Below are 12,529 nucleotides of genomic sequence, written 5' to 3' on the forward strand. Positions count from 1 at the left end.
CATGCTGTTCTTCGTCGCGCGCAGGCTCCTGTACCTGGTACCGGTGCTGATCGCGGTTTCGGTTCTCACCTTCGTGATCGCCTCGCTGTTGCCGGGCGATCTGGCCTACGTGATCCTCGGCGACCAGGCGACGCCTGAGAATGTCGCGGCCCTGCGTCACGACTTGGGGCTCGATCAGCCGATCTGGCTGCGCTATCTCAGCTGGCTGTGGCACATCCTGCAGGGTGATTTCGGACGCTCGTTCCGCACCGGGCAGACCGTGTGGCAGGCGGTCAGCGAGCGCGTCCCGGTCTCGTTCGAGCTGATGATCCTCGCCGAGCTGATCGGGCTTGCGATCGGCGTGCCGCTCGCGATCGCATGCGCCGCCAAGGCGGGCTCCGCGTTCGACCGCTTCATGACCGGCTCGGCCTTCGGCATGCTGTCGGTGCCGACCTTCCTGTCCGCGATCCTCCTGATCTATCTGTTTGCGGTCGAGCTGCGCATGTTGCCGGCGACGGGCTACGTGCCGTTCACCGAGGACCCGGTCGCCAACCTGCGCTTCATGGTGCTGCCGGCGCTGACGCTCGGGCTTGCGGAATGGCCGGGTATCATGCGCGTGCTGCGCTCCGACATGATCGCAGCGCTTCAGGAGGACTACATCGCGCTCGCCAAGGCGAAGGGCCTGAAGCCGTCGCGCATCCTGTTCGTGCACGCGCTGAAGCCGTCGTCGCTGACGCTCGTCACCATCACCGGCATCAATATCGGCCGCCTGATCGGCGGCGCCGTGATCGTCGAATCGATCTTCGCATTGCCGGGGATCGGCCGTCTGCTGGTTGGGGCGATCTACACCCGCGACCTCATCATCCTGCAGGGCGTGGTGCTGCTGGTCGCGGCGGGCTTCGTGATCATGAACTTTATCGTCGACTTGCTTTACGCCGTGCTCGACCCGAGGATCCGCCATGGCCACGCTTGAGCTCAGCCTCGACGAGACCGAAGCGACGCCGGTGCGGCGCAGGCGTCGGCTCGGCATGCTGTTCTGGTGCGCGATCGGCTGGATGGTGCTGGTGTTCGCGGTCGCGATCTTCGCCGATTTGCTGCCGCTGCCGAGCCCGACCGACATGGACATGCTGGAGCGGCGGGCGCCGTTCTCGGCCGAGCATTGGCTCGGCACCGACGGCCTCGGCCGGGATGAGCTGTCGCGGCTGATCTATGGCGCACGCATCTCGCTGATCGTCGGCCTTTGCGCACCCATGATCGGCGTCACCATCGGCTGTGCGCTCGGCATGCTCGCCGGCTATTTCCGCGGCCGGTTCGAATCCTTCGTGGTCGGCGGCATGGATGTGCTGCTGGCATTCCCGCCGCTGATCCTCGCGCTTGCGGTCACCGCCTATCTCGGCCAGTCGATCTTCAACCTGACCTGCATCCTCGGTGTGCTCGGCATTCCCGCCTTCATGCGGGTGGCGCGGGCCGCGACGCTGACGCTGGCACGGCGCGAATTCGTCATCGCGGCACAGGCGCTGGGCGCCACCCATGCGCGCATTCTGCTGCGCGAGCTGCTGCCCAACGTGCTGCTGCCGCTGCTCGCCTTCTTCCTGCTCGGCGTCGCCGTCACCATCGTGGTCGAGGGCTCGCTCTCCTTCCTCGGCCTCGGCGTGCCGCCGCCGATCTCGAGCTGGGGCAGCATGATCGGGGAGGGGCGTGAAAGCCTCGACGTGGCGCCGCGGCTGGCCTTCATTCCGGCGATTGCGATGTTCCTGACCGTGCTTTCATTCAACCTGATCGGCGACACGATGCGTGCGCTGACCGACCCGAGGCAGGGTGCGCTATGAGCGGTGCGCTGCTTTCGGTCGAGAACGCGGTGGTCGACCTGCCGACACCGCGCGGCAACCTGCGGGCGGTCGATCATGTCGATCTCACCGTCGGCGCCGGCAAGACGCTCGGCATTGTCGGCGAATCCGGCTGCGGCAAGACCATGCTGTCGCGGGCCGTCCTGCAGCTTCTGCCTAAGAAGGCCAAGCTGTCCGGCCGCGTGATGTTCGACGGGCAGGATCTTACGACGCTGCCGGCGGAGAAATTGCGCAAGCTGCGCGGCCGCTCGCTCGCGGTCGTGTTCCAGGATCCCATGACCTCGCTCAATCCGGTGCTGACCATCGGCACCCAGCTGATCGAGACCATCCAGGAACATCTCGAGCTCGATCTGGCCCAGGCCAGGCAGCGCAGCATCGAGCTGCTGACGGCGGTCGGCATTCCCGCACCCGAGCAGCGGCTGACGCAATATCCGCATCAGCTGTCCGGCGGCATGCGCCAGCGCGTCGCGATCGCGGTGGCGTTGTCCTGCGAACCAAAACTCCTGATCGCCGACGAGCCGACCACCGCGCTCGACGTCACGATCCAGGCGCAGATCCTGGATCTCTTGGCACGCGAGCAGCAGCGCCGCCATATGGCGATGATCATCATCACGCATGATCTCGGCGTGGTCGCCGGCCGCACCGACGAGGTCGCGGTGATGTATGCGGGGCGCGTGGTCGAGCGTGCGCCGACGCCTGCGTTGTTCAAGCAGATGCGGATGCCCTACACCGAGGCGCTGCTCGCCGCGCTGCCGAAGCTCGACGTGCCGCCGCATACGCCGCTGCCGGCGATTTCGGGACGGCCGCCGGATCCGACCCGGCCGCTGAAAGGCTGCTCGTTCTCGCCGCGTTGCCGCTATTCCGCCGGGCGCTGCAGTACGGAGAAGCCGCGGCTCAGTCCGGCAGAGACGTTAGAGCATCTCTATGCCTGCTTCCATCCGATCGCGGCGGGAGGCCGCGCATGATGTTGCAGGCTGCCTCCAATCCACTGATGAAAGTGGAAAACCTCGTCGTCGAGTATTCGGTGGGGGGCAAGACCATCCATGCCGTCTCCGATGTCAGCCTCGAGATCGCGCGTGGCGAGACGCTGGGGCTGGTCGGCGAATCCGGCTGCGGCAAGTCCACGCTCGGCCGCGCCGTGCTGCAATTGCGCCAGGCGGTCTCCGGCAAGGTGGTGTTCGACGGGCACGATCTCACCACGCTGAAGGGCGAGGCGCTGCGCAAGATGCGCCGCCGCGTGCAGTTGATCTTCCAGGACCCGATTGCCTCGCTCAATCCGCGGCGGCGGATCGGCGATATCGTCGCCGAGCCGCTGGTGATCGCCGGCGTCAAGGATCCCGAGGAACGCCGGCGGCGCGTCAGCGAGGTGCTGTCGGCGGTCGGGCTCGACCCCGCGCTGGTGAGCGGACGCCTGCCGCACGAATTCTCCGGCGGACAATGCCAGCGCATCTGCATCGCCCGCTCGCTGGTGCTCAATCCGGAATTCGTGATCTGCGACGAGCCGGTGTCCGCGCTCGACGTCTCGATCCGTGCGCAGATCCTCAATCTGCTGGAGGAGATGAAGGCGCGCTACGGCCTGACCCTGCTGTTCATCGCCCACGACCTCGCCGTGGTAAAGGCGGTCTCGGATCGCGTCGCGGTGATGTATCTCGGCCGGCTCTGCGAGGTCGGTCCGTCGGAGCAGTTGTTTGCGCGGCCGGCGCATCCTTATACCGCGCTGCTCATCGAAGCGATCCCGGTGCCCGATCCGGACGTCCGGCCGACCACGAGCGTGCCGGTCGGCGAGCCGCCGTCGCCGATCGCGCCCCCGTCGGGCTGTCGCTTCCGCACCCGCTGCCCGCGGGCCGATGCGCGCTGTGCTGCCGAGGTGCCGGAACTGCGCGTGGTTGCGCCCGGCCAGTTCGCGGCTTGCCATCATCCGTTGATCTGACTAGTCACGCCTCTGAATAGCGGTGCGTTGGCCTTCGAGCGAGCTGCATGGCGGCTTGCTCGAAATTGGGGTCTTGAGCGTTTGTCCCGGGCGGGCAGGCGTGGCAAGGTCCGGGCCAAGAACAAGCTTCGGGAGAACAGCGATGAAGAGTTTCCAGGTCGTCGATTTCAATGCCCCCTTGAAAGAGGTCGATCAGCCGACGCCGCAGCCGTCGGGCACGCAGGTGCTAATCAAGGTCAAGGCCGCCGGCGTCTGCCACAGCGACCTGCACATCTGGGAGGGCGGTTATGATCTCGGCCATGGCCGCAAGCCGCTGTCGCTGAAGGACCGCGGCGTCTCGCTGCCGCGCACGATGGGCCATGAGACGGTCGGCGAAATCGTCGCCTTCGGGCCGGATGTGAAGGACGCCGACAAGGGCGGCCTCAAGGTCGGCGATGTCACGCTGGCCTATCCGTGGCTCGGCTGCGGCAAATGCCCGACCTGCCTCGGCGGCGACGAGAACATGTGCGCGATCAAGCCGAATGCGCTCGGCGTCTATTGCGACGGCGGTTATGCCGACCACATGACGGTGCCGCATCCGAAATATCTGCTCGACCTCAAGGGGCTCGATCCCGTCACGGCCGCGCCTTACGCCTGCTCTGGCGTCACGACCTACAGCGCGCTGAAGAAGGTCGAGAAGGATCTCGACACGCCGATCGTAATCTTCGGCGCCGGCGGTCTCGGCCTGATGGCGCTCTCGCTGTTGAAGGCGATGGGCGGCAAGGGCGCGATCGTGGTCGATATCGACGCCAGGAAGCGCGAGGCGGCGGAAGCTGCCGGTGCGCTCGCGACCGTCGACGGCAAGGCGCCCGACGCGCTGGAGCAGCTCATCAAGAAAGCGGGGCAGCCGATCCGCGCCGCGATCGACCTGGTCGGCAACGCCCAGACCTCGCAACTCGGCTTCGACTGCCTGACCAAGGGCGGCAAGCTCGTGATCGTCGGCCTGTTCGGCGGCGGCGCGACCTGGGCGCTGCCGCTGATCCCGATCAAGGCGGTTACCATCCAGGGCAGCTATGTCGGCAATCTGCGCGAGACACAGGAGCTGCTCGAGTTGGTGCGGACGAAGAAGATCCCGGCGATCCCGGTCACGCCGATGCCGCTGGCGAAGGCGAACGAGGCGCTGACGAATCTGCACAAGGGTCAGCTCGTCGGGCGTGCGGTGCTGACGCCGTAATCTCACTTCCGTCATTCCGGGGCACGCGAAGCGTGAACCCGGAATCTCGAGATTCCGGGTTCGATGCTCCGCGTCGCCCCGGAATGACGGTCATCTTTCGGAGCTTCCCATGTCCGCCAACGAAGCACTTCACATCGCAGTTCTCGGTGGCGACGGCATCGGTCCCGAGGTGATGGCGCCGGCGCTCGAGGTACTGCGCAAGATCGAGGCGTCGTCCGGTCTCAAATTCCGCTTCACCGAGGCGCCGGCCGGTGCTGGCCATTACCAGCAAACCGGCAAGTCGATGCCGGAGAGCACGGTGCGGCTGTGCGAGGAGGCCGACGCGATCCTGCTCGGCGCCTGCGGGCTGCCGTCGGTGCGCTACCCTGACAACACCGAGATCGCGCCGCAGATCGAGTTGCGCATGATCTTCGATCTCTATGCCGGCGTGCGGCCCGCGCGATTGATCCCGGGCGTGCCGAGCACGATCGTCGGCGCCGATCAGAAGGGCATCGACCTCGTCGTGATCCGCGAATCCACCGAGGGCCTGTTCGCCTCGATGGGCAAGGGCGTCGTCACCGACAGCGAGGCGCGCGAGACCATGGTGATCACGCGCCGAACCTCGGAGCGGCTGTTCGAGTTCTCGTTCCGGCTTGCCGAACGCCGCAAGGCGCGCGGCCGCGTCGGCGGCGGGCTGACTTGCGTCGACAAGGCGAACGTGTTCAAGGCGTTCGCGTTCTTCCGGAGCATCTTCGACGAGACCGCGAAGCGTCATTCCGAAGTCCGGGCCGATCACCTCTACATCGACGCGGCTGCGGCCGCGCTGGTGAAGCGCCCTTGGGACTTCGACGTCATGGTGACCGAGAACATGTTCGGCGACATCCTGTCCGACCTCACCGCCGGCCTGATCGGCGGCATGGGCATGGCGCCGTCGGCCGATATCGGTGACCGCTACGCGGTGTTTCAGCCGTGTCATGGCACGGCGCCCGACATCATGGGGCAGGGCAAGGCCAACCCGACTGCGATGATCCTGTCGGCTGCGATGATGCTGGACTGGCTCGCCGACAGGCACGGTCTGGAGAGCGCCGCTGAAGCCGCCGAGAGCATCGAGCGCGCCGTCGACAAGGTCTATGCCGCCGGCATCAAGCCGTTCGAGTTCGGCGGCAGCAACGGCACCGCAGATGTCGCGAAGGCCGTGCTGGCGGCGCTTTAACGCAAGGGTGAGGGGGCCGACGCCGCGCCGGCTCAGCGGAGCCGTCACGGCAGCAGCGTTGCGTCGCCGTCGAACGGGCCGGCGTACCAGGCGTTCTCGTCTTCGAGGGCGCGAGCCAGGCCCTCGTCCGTCGTCCTGTAGACGAGCGGATCGGTCGGGTAAGTCCTGACGTAGGGATTCCATCTCATCAGGATCTCCCGGATATGTCCGGGCACTCCGACCAGCTCGAAGAGTTGACCGCCCGACGCGACCGCGTTGGCATAGGCCGCCTCGAGCAGCGCCTCGGTCACGTCTGTGTCATCCTGCTCCACCAGGATGTCGGCGAGCGTCGACCGTCGCAAACCTGTCTCGCGGTCGACCGCATGCAGCACGACGGCATACCCCGCCAAGCGCTGGAATCGATGGCAGCAAAGCACGGCAACCGTCGAAGAGCTCCCAGGGAGCGTGAAGTGCCACCTGAGAGAGGCGGGACTTCGGTCGGCCAGCAACCGAGGGGCCTCGCCCAATTTGCGTCGCCACAGCGCTTCGAATTCGTCCCCGATATCCCTCACATCGATTTCCGTCACCTTGCTGGTCGAACGGCCCCGTGGTCCGCGGCGGAGCGAATCCAAACGCATTGCCGACGAGGCAAGGAAAGCTCCGACAGACTCCATTCCGCTCCCGACGTCGAACTTCGCTGCGAGCACCCGCGCGAAGCGATGGACATCCAGGATCCAGAACAGGATCTTGTCGTAGTCGGGGTCAGGCAACGACTTCGCATGAAGGGCTTTTGATTGATTGACCACCGATGCTGTCGAATTCGTGATGACAAGGAGATCGACGTCTCGCTGCCGAAAGAACGAAGCCAGCAGGCCGATGCAGCGGGTGCGGTACGCCGGGTCGATCACCAAGCCAGCGGCGGTCGCGGCGAATATCGTTCGGCTTTCGAGCTGGTAGAGCACGGGAATGTTTCCCTGGTACCCGACAATCCCCTGCTCGGTTTCCAGCACCCACCCCATGCTTGGCTGCGATTTGACGGCGGCCATCGCCGGATTTTGTCGCCAGAGCCGATCCCAGTTCTCCAGGCTGTCTTTCGCAAGGCCTCCGCGTTCCTTCAGCCTCGCGACGCTTTCGAAATCTGCGAACCGGACCTCCCGCTGCTTCGCCGGCGCCAACGCGCTCCCGGAGCACGTTGCCGCTTCGGCTTGAGCGGACGCAGGACGCCGCCGGCTTTTCAGGAGTCGGAGCAGCATATCGGCGGCGTGATACTTGGAGCGTGTCTGAATTTGCGCCGGCGCACGGATCCCCGCCATCAATCCCTCCCTAGCCGAATGGCGGCGACGACCCGGTCGGCCCGTTTCGCAATCGACGCTGCGTCAATTGCTCCGACACGAACCGGCAGAGCGGCCCGATCAGCGTCATCTGTTCTGGATCGAGGTTCTCGAAATCGATCTCCCTGTCGAAGTGCTCACCCGCCGCCATCATCATCTCGACGAAGGCGAGCGAATCGAGCGCGCCCGACAGCAGCAGGTCGTAATCATCGGGGAGATCGCGCAGCGGACGCTGTCCGCGGTCCTGGAGCTTCTGGTTGAGGAAGGCTCCGAAGAATGCGCGGACGTCATCCGTGGTCGGACCGCTCATTGGCTGTCTCCCAAAACCGCCGGCATGGCCTTGCGGTCGTATTTGCCGTTGGCGTTGCGCGGCAGCCGGCTGCGGACGTGCCATCGTCTCGGGACCATGTAGTCCGGCAGCAGGGCGGCGACCGCCGCGCGAAGCCCGTCGAGATCAACCGGCCCGCCTTCGATGAGCACTTCGATGCCGCCGTAGCCGCTCGACGTGATGGGCCAGCCGATCGCCACGACGCCGTCGACGCCCGAGGCCCCGCGCACCACGGCTTCGACCTCGCCGAGCTCCACCCTGTGGCCGAGGATCTTTATCTGCGAGTCCATGCGGCCGAGATGGGTCAAGGGACCGTCGCCGGCGGGCCGGCGCACGCGGTCGCCGGTGCGGTAGAACATTTCCCGCCGTCTGGGCGGGACGACGAAGGCTGCGGCGGTCTTCTCGGGATCTTTCCAGTAGCCGAGCGACATCTGCGGACCGCTCATCAGCAGTTCGCCGTCCGCGCCCGGCGCGACCTCGTTCAAGTGCTCGTCGACGATGAGCACCTCCATTCCCGGGAACGGCGCGCCGATCGGCACGATGCCCATCTCCGCTTCGGCCGGCGTGCGCTTCGGATCCCAGCGATAGCCGGTGCACGCGATGGTCAACTCGGTCGGTCCGTAGAGGTTCTCCACGACGCTGTTCGGCGCCGCCATCGCCCAGGCCGCGACGCTAGCGACGGGCAGCGGCTCGCCGCAGAACAGGCTCAATCTGAGCGAGGGAAACCCTCCCGGCTTCAGCAGCCCGGACTGCTTCATCAATGCGACCATCGAGGGCACCGAGAACCAGACGGTCAATCCCTGCTCGCGGATGAACCGCCCCGGATTGATCAGCGTCTTCTGCGAGGGGCAGCACACGCAGGCGCCGCTTTCCCACGCCACGAACATGTCGGAAGCCGACAGGTCGAACGTCATGTCGAACGTTTGCGAGACGACATCCAGCTCCGTGATGGCGAAGCGCTCCGCGACATGATCGACATAGGCCGCGACGTTGCGGTGCGCGACCATCACGCCCTTCGGCACGCCGGTGCTGCCGGAGGTGAACAGCAGATAGGCGATCGCGTCCGCGCGCGCGTCCGGCTCGCGCCAGCCGGCGTATCCTTCGAGATCGGCAGCTCCGACGATGATGTGCAACGGCCATCGTTCGCGATAGGGGCGCGGGTCCTCGAGACCGGGCGCGATCACGAGCAGCGGCTCGTCCACGCCCGCCATGAGCGCGTCCATCTGCGGCAAGGAGTCCGCATCGACGATGATCGATCGGCATTCCGAACGGACAAGCATCGATCTGGTGCGCGCGATCGGGAAGGTGCGGTTCAGCGGCACGTAGCCGTTCCCGGCCAGAAGCGATCCGAGCACGCCGGCGAACGCCGTCGCGCTGCGATGCGCGAATACGGCGGTCAGCCGCGTCGACAACCCTTCGCGATGCGCCTGGATGCAGGCTGCGATGCGAACGGCGACCTCGCGCAGCTGTCGATACGACAGCGACGTGTCCTGTGTGACGACGGCAGGACGGCCGGGAAACAGCTTCGCCGAGCGCAGGAAGCCCGTCCACAATCCCCGCCGTGATTCGTCCGCGCGCAACTCCATCGAACAATTGCCCAATCTAGCCTGCGAGGGCCGTTACGCGCCGGGATCGCGAAGCGCTGATGACTTCAGTCGCCGGGCCTTCGTCAGCGCCTGTCCGAAGACCTCGCCCGTATGGGCCAGTTCGTCGCGGCTGGGTGGAATGTCCAGGATGAACGTCCCGTAGCCGGCCGCGGCGTAGCGCGCGAGTTCGTCGGAGACGACCCCGTAGTCGCCAACCAGATACGGGCAGAAAGTTTTATAGTTTTCGAACGGCACCAGCCAATAGGGCGTGTTCTGGGTCGCGGCCGTCTCGGCCGAGAGATCGGACATCTGCTTGTGCCACGCCGAATCCGAGACCTTCATGGCCAGCTTGTGCGCCAGTTGCCCCTTCTTGTCGGTCGGGAAGCGTTCATGCGCGACCCGCCAGGCCTCCTCGGCGCTCGCGCGGGCGATGATGCCGACGCGCACGCCCGAGCCGATGCAGTCAGCGTCCGCCTGCCCGTACTCTGCTGCCGGCTTGGGATACTTTACAGGCGTCGCGCCCAGCGTCTTGGCGGCCGCGAGCCCGGCTTCCGAGGAACCCGACACGAATATGCCGGGCAGCAATTCACGCGGCAGCGGTGGCGTCATCCTCAAATTGCGGACGGCATGGAATTCGCCTTCGAGCGTCACCGGCCCGGCGTTCTCCAGCAGCAGCTTGATGATGCCGGTGTATTCGACGAGCCTCGCGTACCGCTTGTCGTGCGCCGTCGCATCGCCGAGCGCCGCAAGCTCGGTCGTGTAGCCGCCCGCGACCATGTTCAGATAGAGCCGGCGTCCGTACATATGCGCGAACGAACTCACCATCTTGGCGACGCTGTACGGGTGCATGTAGACCGGCTGCACCGCCACCAGAGGACAGAGTTCCTTGGTGTTCTGCAGGATCACCTGCGAGACGAGCCAGGGATCGACCAGGGAGTTTTCCGTATAGACCAGGATTCCCTTGCAGCCCGCCTCTTCGCTCCAGCGGGCGACGGCCTTCACCCGCTCGACATAGTCCGCCGCTTGCACCGCGCCGGATTGCGGGCACGTGCTGAAGACTTCGAACCGAATGTCGGAAAACGTATCCATCATCCACCTCCGTCCAAAAGGCGTCGAAACACCGTGGCTGGTGGAGAATCGCCATCGTAGCAGATGCGTTCGTGAGCTCCCCCGACGCAAAGGTGGTACTCCGTCAAGCGGGGAACGGATGCTCGGCCAACTATTCGGGGGCGGGCACTGCACTTATGCGGACCTTGATTTCCGCGGCCTCTCTGCAACGATGCCGCGGCACCTGCTCGAATTTCCCTTGAGCGTGATCCGTTCAGGGGGTGTTGAACATGGCAAAAATAATCGGCATCAGTGGATTCGAGAGCTCGATTCCCTTCAAGAAGAAGCATTGGCCGGGCCTGGAGGAGCGCGAATATCGGATCTCACAGGGCCACGATTCCGCTGCGGTGCTGGTGGTCGGCGGCAGGATCGTCGCCGGTGCTGCCGAAGAGCGCTTCAACCGCAAGAAACACAGCGGTGATTTTCCGATCGGCGCGATCAGCTACTGCCTGGAGACCGCCGGCCTGAAGCCATCCGACATCGACGTGATCTCTCACGGCTTCGACTATGCGCCCTACAAGGCCGCCTTCATGCTGGATCCGACCTCCGCCCGACAATACAGGGAGGTGTTCTCGCGCGAAAAACTGCTCGCGCAGGTCGATCAGCACCTGCCCGGATTTCCGGCTAGCAAGGTCCACCACATCAACCATCATCTGTCCCACGCCGCCAGCGCCTACTACACCTCCGGTTGGGACGAATGCCTGGTGGTGGTGCTCGACGGCATGGGCGAGGTCCACGCCGTCACCGTCTATCACGCGCACGACAACGCGATCGACAAGCTTGCAGAAATCACCGCCCAGGATTCGATCGGCATTCTCTATTCCACGCTGACGCTGCATCTCGGCTTCGATTTCAACTCCGACGAATACAAGATCATGGGACTCGCTCCCTACGGCGATCCCGCCCGTCACCGTGCTTTCTTCGAGCGGACCGTAGAGCTGCGCGACGACGGCCTGATCAGGATTCCGCTGCTCCGCCTCAATACCGAGCGCCATGATCGCGAAACCTACGGCGCGACGCGACGCCATCTCGAAGAGCATCTGATCCCCGCTCGCGCGCCCGACGGCGACGTCGCCGACGACCATCGCGACGTCGCCGCGGCGCTGCAGGAATGCCTCGACAGTGTCATGCTCCACATCTGCGGCCATTTCGGCCGCAGCACCGGCCTGCGCAGGCTCGCAATGGCGGGCGGCGTCGCGCTTAACTGCACCGCCAACGGCCGCCTGCTGCAGTCCGGCCTGTTCGACGAGATCTACGTTCAGCCGGCAGCAGGCGACGATGGTTCCGCGCTCGGCGCCGCGCTCTGGTCGGCATCGCGCGACAGCGGCGTAAAGAACGTGCGGATGCCGGTCCCCTTCCTCGGCCCCGCACCCGCGCAAACCGAGATTTACAGGGCGCTGGCCGACACTGCCGGCCGCATCGAGATCACGCGCTTTCCGGATCTCGACGAGACCTGCGCGGCGGCGGCCAGGCTGATCGCCGCCGGACGCGTGCTCGGCTGGTACCGCGGACGCATGGAGTTCGGCCCCCGCGCGCTCGGACACCGCAGCATCCTGGCCGATCCCGGTCATCCTGACATGCGCGACCGCATCAACGCGATGGTCAAGATGCGCGAGGCTTTCCGCCCGTTCGCGCCGGCGGTCAGCCTCGAGCAGGTGCAAGACTGGTTCGAGGTGCCGAAGGGGCTTGAGCTTCCCTACATGATCATGACCGCCGACGTGCGCCCCGAACATCGCGCCGCGCTGCCGGCGATCACGCATGTCAACGGCTCGGCCCGCGTGCAGACGGTCGGCGTCAGGGACAATCCGGAATTCCACGCGTTGCTGCGGGCGGTCGGCCGGGCGACCGGCCGCGAAATGGTGCTGAACACGAGCTTCAACGTGAAGGGGCAGCCGATCGTCAACACACCGCGCGAAGCCATCGACACGTTCCTCGGCACCGGCATCGAGTATCTCTTCCTCGAGAACGTGCTCGTCCGCCGCGTGGGACAGAGGTAGCCGGCACTGGCGCGAATAGGTGAGGGGGCCGAAGCCCCCT

The 12,529-nt window shown here is 65.8% G+C and carries 11 protein-coding genes; 7 read left to right on the forward strand and 4 right to left on the reverse strand.

The features are described from left to right. Position 1: 1 nt before the first annotated feature. The 6 genes from ACE103_RS12780 to ACE103_RS12805 all read left to right on the forward strand — a co-directional run bounded on the left by ACE103_RS12780 (position 2) and on the right by ACE103_RS12805 (position 6,161). Positions 2-952, forward strand: coding sequence for an ABC transporter permease (locus ACE103_RS12780; RefSeq protein ID WP_223968125.1), 951 nt, complete (start codon positions 2-4; stop codon positions 950-952). After that, positions 939-1,808, forward strand: a complete 870-nt coding sequence (locus tag ACE103_RS12785; protein WP_375779711.1) for an ABC transporter permease — start codon at positions 939-941, stop codon at positions 1,806-1,808. The genes ACE103_RS12780 and ACE103_RS12785 overlap by 14 nt, the downstream gene beginning before the upstream one ends. Beyond that, on the forward strand, positions 1,805-2,791 hold the full coding sequence (locus ACE103_RS12790; protein WP_223968123.1) for an ABC transporter ATP-binding protein: 987 nt from the start codon (positions 1,805-1,807) through the stop codon (positions 2,789-2,791). Before ACE103_RS12785 ends, ACE103_RS12790 begins: the two co-directional genes overlap by 4 nt. Beyond that, positions 2,788-3,756, forward strand: a complete 969-nt coding sequence (locus ACE103_RS12795) for an ABC transporter ATP-binding protein (protein WP_375779712.1) — start codon at positions 2,788-2,790, stop codon at positions 3,754-3,756. Before ACE103_RS12790 ends, ACE103_RS12795 begins: the two co-directional genes overlap by 4 nt. Before the next feature lie 142 nt (positions 3,757-3,898). Next, complete coding sequence (locus ACE103_RS12800) at positions 3,899-4,969, forward strand: alcohol dehydrogenase (protein ID WP_375779713.1); 1,071 nt, start codon at positions 3,899-3,901, stop codon at positions 4,967-4,969. Positions 4,970-5,078: 109 nt separating this feature from the next. Next, entirely contained in the window at positions 5,079-6,161 is a 1,083-nt protein-coding gene (locus ACE103_RS12805; RefSeq protein WP_375779714.1) for an isocitrate/isopropylmalate dehydrogenase family protein, read from the forward strand. 44 nt (positions 6,162-6,205) lie between these two features. Here the strand turns inward: ACE103_RS12805 and ACE103_RS12810 are convergent, their stop codons facing one another. From ACE103_RS12810 to ACE103_RS12825, 4 genes are read right to left on the reverse strand one after another with little or no spacing between them, the layout of a single operon-like run. Continuing rightward, positions 6,206-7,453: a hypothetical protein gene (locus tag ACE103_RS12810; protein ID WP_375779715.1), complete on the reverse strand. Its 1,248-nt coding sequence runs from the start codon at positions 7,451-7,453 to the stop codon at positions 6,206-6,208. 10 nt (positions 7,454-7,463) lie between these two features. Further along, positions 7,464-7,781 carry a hypothetical protein gene (locus tag ACE103_RS12815; RefSeq protein ID WP_375779716.1) on the reverse strand — a complete coding sequence of 106 codons (318 nt, stop codon included), beginning with the start codon at positions 7,779-7,781 and terminating at the stop codon, positions 7,464-7,466. Next, the gene (locus tag ACE103_RS12820; protein ID WP_375779717.1) at positions 7,778-9,385 is read right to left on the reverse strand and encodes an amino acid adenylation domain-containing protein; all 1,608 of its coding nucleotides are present in this window, start codon (positions 9,383-9,385) and stop codon (positions 7,778-7,780) included. Before ACE103_RS12820 ends, ACE103_RS12815 begins: the two co-directional genes overlap by 4 nt. A 33-nt stretch (positions 9,386-9,418) precedes the next feature. Beyond that, positions 9,419-10,474, reverse strand: coding sequence for an LLM class flavin-dependent oxidoreductase (locus tag ACE103_RS12825; protein ID WP_375779718.1), 1,056 nt, complete (start codon positions 10,472-10,474; stop codon positions 9,419-9,421). A gap of 248 nt (positions 10,475-10,722) precedes the next feature. Here ACE103_RS12825 and ACE103_RS12830 point away from each other — a divergent pair, with 248 nt between their 5' ends. Further along, entirely contained in the window at positions 10,723-12,489 is a 1,767-nt protein-coding gene (locus ACE103_RS12830; RefSeq protein ID WP_375779719.1) for a carbamoyltransferase, read from the forward strand. Positions 12,490-12,529 lie beyond the last annotated feature (40 nt).

Origin of the sequence: Bradyrhizobium sp. ma5, from assembly GCF_042258955.1 — a bacterium.
Taxonomy (GTDB): domain Bacteria; phylum Pseudomonadota; class Alphaproteobacteria; order Rhizobiales; family Xanthobacteraceae; genus Bradyrhizobium.